Source organism: Streptomyces sp. NPDC052079, from assembly GCF_040680275.1.
GTDB lineage: Bacteria > Actinomycetota > Actinomycetes > Streptomycetales > Streptomycetaceae > Streptomyces.
The window spans coordinates 905,162-913,955 of record NZ_JBFAWL010000001.1; the positions used below are offsets into that span (position 1 = coordinate 905,162).

Annotated in this window: 4 protein-coding genes and 1 pseudogene; 1 reads left to right on the plus strand and 4 read right to left on the minus strand. The window is 70.7% G+C overall.

Annotation, left to right across the window (positions count from 1 at the left end; translation table 11 throughout):
* Nucleotides 1–110: 110 nt before the first annotated feature.
* The gene (locus AB0L56_RS04400; RefSeq protein WP_365418879.1) at nt 111–2,342 is read left to right on the plus strand and encodes an ATP-dependent DNA helicase; all 2,232 of its coding nucleotides are present in this window, start codon (nt 111–113) and stop codon (nt 2,340–2,342) included.
* Between the two features lie 46 nt (nt 2,343–2,388).
* On the opposite strand, the gene glgB is transcribed toward AB0L56_RS04400, so the two are convergent.
* The 4 genes and pseudogenes from glgB to AB0L56_RS04420 all read right to left on the minus strand — a co-directional run.
* Nucleotides 2,389–4,812 (minus strand): 1,4-alpha-glucan branching enzyme, encoded by a 2,424-nt coding sequence (gene glgB, locus AB0L56_RS04405; protein WP_365418758.1) that lies wholly within the window; start codon nt 4,810–4,812, stop codon nt 2,389–2,391.
* 49 nt (nt 4,813–4,861) lie between these two features.
* Nucleotides 4,862–6,280 (minus strand): maltokinase, encoded by a 1,419-nt coding sequence (locus AB0L56_RS04410; protein ID WP_365418761.1) that lies wholly within the window; start codon nt 6,278–6,280, stop codon nt 4,862–4,864.
* Nucleotides 6,281–6,391: 111 nt separating this feature from the next.
* Nucleotides 6,392–8,110: a maltose alpha-D-glucosyltransferase gene (gene treS, locus AB0L56_RS04415; RefSeq protein WP_365418764.1), complete on the minus strand. Its 1,719-nt coding sequence runs from the start codon at nt 8,108–8,110 to the stop codon at nt 6,392–6,394.
* Nucleotides 8,107–8,794, minus strand: a pseudogene (locus tag AB0L56_RS04420) (alpha-1,4-glucan--maltose-1-phosphate maltosyltransferase); the annotation flags it as partial. The gene treS and the pseudogene AB0L56_RS04420, both read right to left, overlap by 4 nt.

The window sequence follows — 8,794 nt, forward strand, 5'->3', positions numbered from 1 at the left end:
ATATTTACTGGTTCGCGACTTCGCAAGAAAGAAGTCACGGTGAAGTTCAGTGAGCACAGTATATCCGGGCGGGAGCGGAATTGTCAAACACCGAATTTCCGGACGATGAATTGCGGCAGGAACAGGAATTCATCGACGGACTGTACGCACGCGTGGACGCCCTGCGCGATGACGCCGAGGCCGGCGTCACGGACGCGCTCGCGCAGGGCCACACCCCCCGGCAGGCCAGGCTGGAGCGGGACATCCTGGTCGCCGAGCGCTCCGGGCTGCTCGCCGCGCTGAACGCGGTGGACGGCTCCCTCTGCTTCGGCCGGATCGACCTCACCTCGGGCGAGACCCACCACATCGGCCGCATCGGACTGCGCGCCGACGACGCCGAGCGCACGCCGATCCTCATCGACTGGCGCGCCCGGGTCGCCCGACCCTTCTACCTGGCCACCGGGCACACCACGATGGGGCTCAGGCGCCGCCGGCACATCGCCACCGAGGGGCGCAGGGTCACCGCCCTGCACGACGAGATCCTCGACCTCGGCGACGAGACGCGCACCGGACACGAGGACCCCACCGGCGACGCCGTCCTGCTCGCCGCCCTCAACTCCGCGCGCACCGGCCGGATGAGCGACATCGTGCGCACCATCCAGGCCGACCAGGACCGCATCATCCGCGCCCCGCACCGCGGGGTCATGGTCGTCGAGGGCGGCCCCGGCACGGGCAAGACCGCCGTGGCCCTGCACCGCGCCGCGTTCCTGCTCTACGAACACCGCGAGCTGCTGGCCCGCCGCGCCGTCCTGATCGTCGGCCCCAACCCCGCGTTCCTCGGCTACATCGGTCAGGTGCTCCCGAGCCTCGGCGAGACCGGGGTGCTGCTGGCGACCGTCGGCGAGCTGTACCCCGGGGTGAAGACCACCCGCACGGACACCCCCGAGGCCGCCGCCGTCAAGGGCGGGGCGCGGATGGCCGACGTCCTCGCCGACGTCGTACGCGACCGGCAGGCGCTGCCCGATCCGGTGATCGCGATCGAGCACGACCGCGAGATCCTCATGCTGGACGACGGCCTGGTCAACGTCGCCCAGGAACGCACCCGGGCCGCGAAGCTGCCGCACAACGTGGCCCGGGAGCACTTCGAGGGCCACATCCTCAACGCGCTCACCGACATGCTTGCCGAACGCATCGGCACCGACCCCTACGACGGCAGCAATCTGCTCGACCCCAGCGACATCACGCAGATCCGCGACGAGCTCGCCGACAACCCCGAGGTCTGGTCCGCCATCGACCAGTTGTGGCCCCGGGTCACCCCGGAGCGTCTGGTCGCCGACTTCCTCGCCGCCCCCGAGGGCTATCTGCCCGATGAGGACGCCGCCGCGATCCGCCGCCCCGTCACCCGGCACTGGACCGTCTCCGACGTGCCCCTGCTCGACGAGGCCGCCGAACTCCTCGGCGAGGACGACCGGCTCGCCCGCGAGCGCGCCGAACGCGAGCGGCAGAACAAGATCGCCTACGCCCAGGGCGTGCTGGACGTCTCGTACGCCTCCCGCACCTACGAGTTCGAGGACAAGGAGGATGACGACCCCGACTCCTCCGAGGTGCTGTCGGCGCACGACATCATCGACGCCGAACGCTTCGCCGAACGGCACGAGGAGGACGACCACCGCAGCGCCGCCGAACGCGCCGCCGCCGACCGCACATGGGCGTTCGGGCACATCATCGTCGACGAGGCGCAGGAACTGTCCCCGATGGCCTGGCGGCTGCTCATGCGGCGCAGCCCCACCCGCTCGATGACCCTGGTCGGCGACCCGGCGCAGACCTCGGAGGCGGGCGGGGTCGGCTCCTGGGCGGACATCCTCACCCCCTACGTCGAGGACCGCTGGAAGCACACCCGGCTCGGCGTCAACTACCGCACCCCGGCCGAGATCATGGACGTCGCCGCCGCGGTGGTACGCGCCGAGCACCCGGGGTTCGAGCCGCCCGGCTCCGTTCGCTCCACGGGCGTACGCCCCTGGGCCCGGGCCACCGACGACCTGCCCGGCGCCGCCGCCAAGGCCGTCGCGGAGCTCACCCCCGCCGAGGGCCGTCTCGCCGTCATCGCCCCGCGAGAGCTGCACAGGGCGCTGGCCGCACCGCTGGAGGGGGTCACGGCCGGCGCCGAGCCGGACCTGACGCAGGACGTCGTCCTGCTCGACCCGCGCCAGGCCAAGGGGCTGGAGTTCGACTCGGTCCTCGTCGTGGAACCGGGCCGCTACGGCACCAGCGACCTGTATGTGGCGCTCACCCGCGCCACCCAGCGGCTCGGCGTCCTGCACACCGAGCCGCTGCCGAAGCCGCTGGCCGAGGCCCTGGGCTGAGCCGAAGCCGCCGGCCGAGGGCCTGTCCTGAGCCGGAGCCCGCGCCTCAGGCCGGGCGCAGCCATACCGTCGCCAGGGGCGGCAGGGTCAGCCGGATGCTCGCCGGGTAGCCGTGCCACCCCTGCGGCTCCGGCTTGACCGGGTCCGGGTTCGTGATGTCACCGCCGCCGTAGCGGCCGGCGTCGGTGTTCACGGCCTCGTGCCAGGCGGGCAGGTCGTCGGGCACCCCGATCCGGTAGTCCTGCCGGACCACCGGCGCGAAGTGGGACACCGCGAGCAGGGGGGAGCCGTCGGCGTCGTACCGCAGGAAGGCGAACACGTTGTCCTCCGCCGCGTCCCCGGTCACCCACCGGAAACCGGACGGCTCGGTGTCGCCCCGCCACAGCGCCGGGGTGTTCCGGTAGACGGTGTTGAGGTCGCGCACCAGGTCGCGCACCCCGCGGTGGTCGGCCTCGGCACCGTACTGCGGGTCCAGCAGCCACCAGTCGGGGCCGTGCGCCTCCGACCACTCCGCTCCCTGCGCGAACTCCTGCCCCATGAAGAGCAGTTGCTTGCCGGGGTGGGCCCACATGAAGGCCAGGTAGGCGCGCAGGTTCGCGCGCTGCTGCCACCAGTCGCCTGGCATCTTCGACACCAGGGACCGCTTGCCGTGCACCACCTCGTCATGGGAGATCGGCAGCACGTAGTTCTCGCTGTAGGCGTACACCATCGAGAACGTCATCTCGCCGTGGTGGTACCGGCGATGGACCGGCTCATGGCTCATGTACTGCAGCGAGTCGTGCATCCAGCCCATGTTCCACTTCAGCCCGAACCCCAGCCCGCCGAAGCCGCTCGGGCCCTTGTGGTGGGTGGCCCGGGTGACGCCGTCCCACGCCGTGGACTCCTCCGCGATCGTCACGACCCCCGGCACCCTGCGGTACACGGTCGCGTTCATCTCCTGCAGGAACGCCACCGCGTCCAGGTTCTCCCGGCCGCCGTGCTCGTTCGGCGTCCACTGGCCCGGCTCCCGCGAGTAGTCCAGGTAGAGCATCGAGGCGACCGCGTCCACCCGCAGCCCGTCGATGTGGAACTCCTCGCACCAGTACAGGGCGTTGGCCACCAGGAAGTTGCGCACCTCGCGCCGGCCGAAGTCGAACTCCAGGGTGCCCCAGTCGGGGTGCGCGGCCCGCAGCGGATCCTCGTGCTCGTAGAGCGGCCGGCCGTCGAACTCCGCCAGCGCCCACTCGTCGCGCGGGAAGTGCGCGGGCACCCAGTCCATCAGTACCCCGATGCCGGCCCGGTGCAGGGCGTCGACCAGGTATCGGAAGTCGTCGGGGGTGCCGAGCCGGGCCGTGGGCGCGTAGAACCCGGTGACCTGGTAACCCCAGGAGCCGCCGAAGGGATGCTCGGCGACCGGCATCAGCTCGACGTGGGTGAAGTCGAGGTCCTTGACGTAGGCGGGGAGTTGCTCCGCCAGCTGACGGTAGGTCAGACCCGGTCGCCAGGATGGTAGATGGACCTCGTACACCGAGAACGGCGCCCGGTGCGCGGGCACCTCCGCCCGCCGCTCCAGCCACTCCGCGTCGCCCCACTCGTACGTGGAGGAGGTGATGACCGACGACGTCGCCGGCGGCACCTCGGTGCGGCGGGCCAGCGGGTCGGCGCGCAGGGTCCGGGAGCCGTCGGGGCGGGTGATCTCGAACTTGTACAGCTCGCCCTCGCCGATCCCCGGCACGAACAGCTCCCACACCCCCGTCGAGCCCAGCGACCGCATGGGAAAGCCGGTGCCGTCCCAGAAGTTGAAGGAGCCCGCCACCCGCACTCCGCGGGCGTTCGGCGCCCACACCGAGAAGCGGGTGCCGGTGACCCCTTGGTGCGTCATCGGGTGCGCGCCCAGCACCGTCCACAGCTCCTCGTGCCGGCCCTCGCCGATCAGATGCAGGTCGAGCTCGCCGAGCGTCGGCAGGAAGCGGTAGGCGTCCTCGGTCTCCTGGGTCGTCCCCTCGTACGACACCAGCAGCCGGTACGCCGGGACCTCCCGCAGCGGCAGCAGAGCCGAGAAGAACCCGTCACCGTCGTCGTGCAGTTCGACGGTCAGTCCCCCGGAGAGCACGGTCACCGCCAGGGCGTACGGCCGGAACGCCCGGAAGACGACCCCGCCGGGCACCGGATGCGCGCCGAGCACGGAGTGCGGGGCGTGGTGGGTGCCGTTCAGCAGCCGCTCCCGGTCGGCGGCGTCCACGGCGGGGGAGACGGCGATCTGTGTCGCCCGCTTCGTCGCCTTCTTCACCGCCTTCTTCACCGTCGTCTTCTCGGTCGCCGCCTTCTTGGCCGTGGCCTTCGCCGCCGCGGCGCTCTTCTTCGCCGGGGTCTTGTGCGCACTGTCCTTCTTCACGGCTGCCTTTTTCCGTGCGGGCGCCGGCGGCTCGGTGAGCCGCTGCTCGGCCGGCTGCTCCGGATGCGAACCGCTGGACTCGGGGCGGGGGGTCACTGGGCGAAGCCTCCTGGACGAAGGACGGATCGGATCGGATCGGGTCAGGTCAGGGAAGGTCGGCCGCGGCCAGCCGCCGCACCGCGGCCATCGGGACGGGGAGCCAGTCGGGGCGGTGCCGGGCCTCGTAGACCACCTCGTACACCGCCTTGTCGGTCTCGCACGCGCGCAGCAGCACCGGCTCCGTGCGCGGATCGCGGCCCGCGGTCTCCGCGTACCCGGAGCAGTACGCCGCCCGGCAGTGCTCGGCCCACTCCGGCTGCGGCGGGTCCACCGAACGCGCCGCATAGTCGAAGGAGCGCAGCATTCCGGCGACGTCGCGCACCGCCGGCTGCGGCATCCGCCGCTCGGCCAGCGGCCGGTCCGGCTCCCCCTCGAAGTCGATCAGCGACCACTCTCCCGCCGGGGAGCGCAGACACTGCCCGAGATGCAGATCGCCGTGCACCCGCTGGGCCGTCCAGGTGTGGCCCTCGGCGGCCAGGTCGTCCAGCGCCGTGTACGCGGAACGGAGCCCGTCCGCGTACGGCCGCAGCGTCGGCACCGCGTGCATCGCCGCGTCCAGCCGCGCCCTCATGCCGTCGACCATGGAGCGGAGCTGGGTGTGGCCGAGCGTGACCGTCGGCAGCGCGCGGGCCAGCGCGATGTGCACCTCGGCGGTGGCCCGCCCCAGGGCCCGCGCCTCGGCGACGAAGTCCTCGCCCTTGGCGAGCTCCCGCAGCGCCAGTTCCCAGCCGTCCGTCGCACCCTGCACATACGGCTGGAGCACCCCCAGGACGTACGGCTCGGCCGAGGGCGGCGCGCCGGGAGAGACGTCCGGGTCCGCGACCATCCAGGCCGTCGGCGGCGGCACCCGGGAGCAGCCCTCCCGGGCCAGCACCAGCGGCAGCTCCAGGTCGGGGTTGGTGCCGGGCACGATCCGGCGGAACAGCTTCAGAATGAACGTATCTCCGTAGACGACCGACGAGTTGGACTGCTCCGCGGTCATCAGGCGCGGTACCAGGCCGGGGCGGATCTCCTGGTGCGGGTCCCGCTCGAAGCGAAGCCCGCCGATCCGGGCCTGGGTGCGCAGGGCCTCCAGGAGCAGTTCGGCGGGCCGGGTGTCGTGCAGGGCCTCGTAGACCGTCCGTCCGGCCAGCGGGCCCCGGGTCATATGGCCGATCAGCGCGGGCGCCAGCCGGGGTGGCAGCGCCTCGCGCACGCCTATGAGCAGCTGGTAGCAGTTGCCGGGCCACTCATGGCCGCCGTGGCCGGGCTGGAGCGGCTGGTGGGCGCGCACCAGCAGGTGGTACAGGCCCAGCTTGGCGGTGGACGGCAGCAGTTCGGTGGCCGCGACCAGGTCGAACCCGGTGACTGGGCGGCCCTTGCCCGCGAACCAGCGCTGCCGCGGCAGCCACTCCCTCAGCAGTGGATCCAGTGACGCAAGGAGGCCGGGCGGTGTCGTGGCGGTGCGTGTGACGGCTTCCGACATGGCGTCGCGTCCTCTCCCCTCTTTCGGCGCGCCGCAGGGGGCGCCGCCGGTGGGCGGGGTGTTACTGATGCGTGCCCAGGGCGAGCCGGTGAAAACCGTCCCGCCCGGGTTCTACGCGGCGTCCTTGCGGAGCCGGAACCAGTAGAAGCCGTGCCCCCCGAGGGTCAGCAGATACGGCAGCTCGCCGACGGCCGGGAAACGCACCCCGCCGAACAGCTCGACCGGGTGCCGCCCCGCGAAAGCGCTGAGATCCAGCTCCGTGGGCTGTGCGAAGCGTGAGAAGTTGTTCACGCAGAGCACCAGATCGTCCTCGTTCTCCCCGTTCGGCGGGGCCTCGCGCAGGAAGGCGAGGACCGCGGGGTTGGAGGAGGGCAGCTCGGTGTAGGAGCCGAGGCCGAAGGCCGGGTTCTGTTTGCGGATCTCGATCATCCGCCGGGTCCAGTGCAGCAGGGACGACGGGGACGCCATGGACGCCTCGACGTTGGTCACCTGGTAGCCGTAGACCGGATCCATGATCGTCGGCAGGAAGAGCCGGCCCGGGTCGGAGGAGGAGAATCCGGCGTTGCGGTCCGGGGTCCACTGCATGGGCGTGCGCACCGCGTCGCGGTCACCGAGCCAGATGTTGTCGCCCATGCCGATCTCGTCGCCGTAGTAGATGATCGGCGACCCCGGCAGGGACAGCAGCAGCGCGTTGAACAGCTCGATCTGGTTGCGGTCGTTGTCCAACAGTGGGGCGAGCCTGCGCCGGATGCCGATGTTGGCGCGCATGCGGGGGTCCTTGGCGTACTCCGCCCACATGTAGTCGCGTTCCTCGTCGGTGACCATTTCCAGGGTCAGCTCGTCGTGGTTGCGCAGGAAGATGCCCCACTGGCATCCCGAGGGGATGGCCGGGGTCTTGGCGAGGATCTCGGAGACCGGGTAGCGGGACTCGCGCCGTACGGCCATGAAGATGCGGGGCATGACGGGGAAGTGGAAGGCCATGTGGCACTCGTCGCCGCCGGCGGCGTAGTCGCCGAAGTAGTCGACGACGTCCTCCGGCCACTGGTTGGCCTCCGCCAGCACCACCGTGTCCGGGTAGTGGGTGTCGATCTCCTTGCGGACCCGCTTCAGGAACGCGTGGGTCTTCGGGAGGTTCTCGCAGTTCGTCCCCTCCTGCTGGTACAGGTACGGCACCGCGTCCAGCCGGAAGCCGTCGATCCCCAGGTCCAGCCAGAACTTCAGCGCGGAGATCATCTCCTCCTGCACCGCCGGGTTGTCGTAGTTGAGGTCCGGCTGATGCGAGAAGAAGCGGTGCCAGTAGTACTGCTTGCGTACGGGGTCGTACGTCCAGTTGGACGCCTCGGTGTCGACGAAGATGATCCGCGCGTCCTGGAACTGCTTGTCGTCGTCGGCCCAGATGTAGTAGTCGCCGTACGGTCCGTCGGGATCGTTTCTCGACTCCTGGAACCACGGATGCTGGTCGCTGGTGTGGTTCATGACGAAGTCGATGATCACGCGCATGCCGCGCTGATGGGCCGAGTCGACGAAGTCGACGAAGTCGGCGAGGTCGCCGAACTCGGGCAGGACGGAGGTGTAGTCGGCGACGTCGTAGCCGCCGTCGCGCAGCGGCGACTTGAAGAAGGGCGGCAGCCATAAGCAGTCGACGCCCAGCCACTGCAAATAGTCCAGCTTGGCGGTCAGGCCCTTGAGGTCGCCGATGCCGTCACCGTTGCTGTCCTGGAAGGAGCGGACCAGGACCTCGTAGAAGACGGCTCGTTTGAACCAGTCGGGGTCCCGGTCCTTGGCGGGGGTGTCCTCGAAGGTGTCCGGAACGGGCTCGTTGACGATCATGTGGTGGGTGACCCTCCGATCTGCGGGGTGGACGGTCGCAGAACCCTGCCGTGCTCGTCGGGGAGCCCTTCCCCGGACCCCTGGCCGACGACGAGTACATGTGCCCCGCCCGGGCCGAGACGCACATAGTTGGCCCTGCCCCATGAGTAGGTCTCGCCGGTGAGCTCGTCGCGCACCGGTGCCGACTCATGCCAGTCCAGGCCGAGTTGCGGCATGTCCAACGAGACCGTGGCCTCCTGGGTGTGGTGGGGGTCGAGGTTGGCGACCACCAGAACGGTGTTCGAACCCTTCCGCTTCGAGTACGCGACGACCGCGTCCTGGTCCGCGTGGTGGAAGTGGAGGTCGCGCAGTTGCCGCAGGGCGGGATTGTCCCGGCGGATGGTGTTGAGCCGGGTGATGAGGGGGGTGAGGGTGCGGCCCTGGCGTTCGGCGGTGTCCCAGTCGCGGGGGCGGAGCTGGTACTTCTCGCTGTGGAGGTATTCCTCGCTGCCTTCGCGCAGGGGGGTGTTCTCGCACAGTTCGTAGCCGCTGTAGATGCCCCAGGAGGGGGAGAGGGTGGCGGCCAGGACGGCGCGGACCTCGAAGGCGGGGCGGCCGCCGTGCTGGAGGTAGGCGTGCAGGATGTCGGGGGTGTTGGTGAAGAAGTTGGGCCGCATGTAGGAGGCGGCGTCCCCGGTGAGTTCG

Bases quoted from the DNA above. Each gene is read 5' to 3' on its own strand.
- AB0L56_RS04410 (WP_365418761.1), bottom strand. From the start codon at position 6,280: ATGTCGGAAGCCGTCACACGCACCGCCACGACACCGCCCGGCCTCCTT.
- treS (WP_365418764.1), bottom strand. From the start codon at position 8,110: ATGATCGTCAACGAGCCCGTTCCGGACACCTTCGAGGACACCCCCGCC.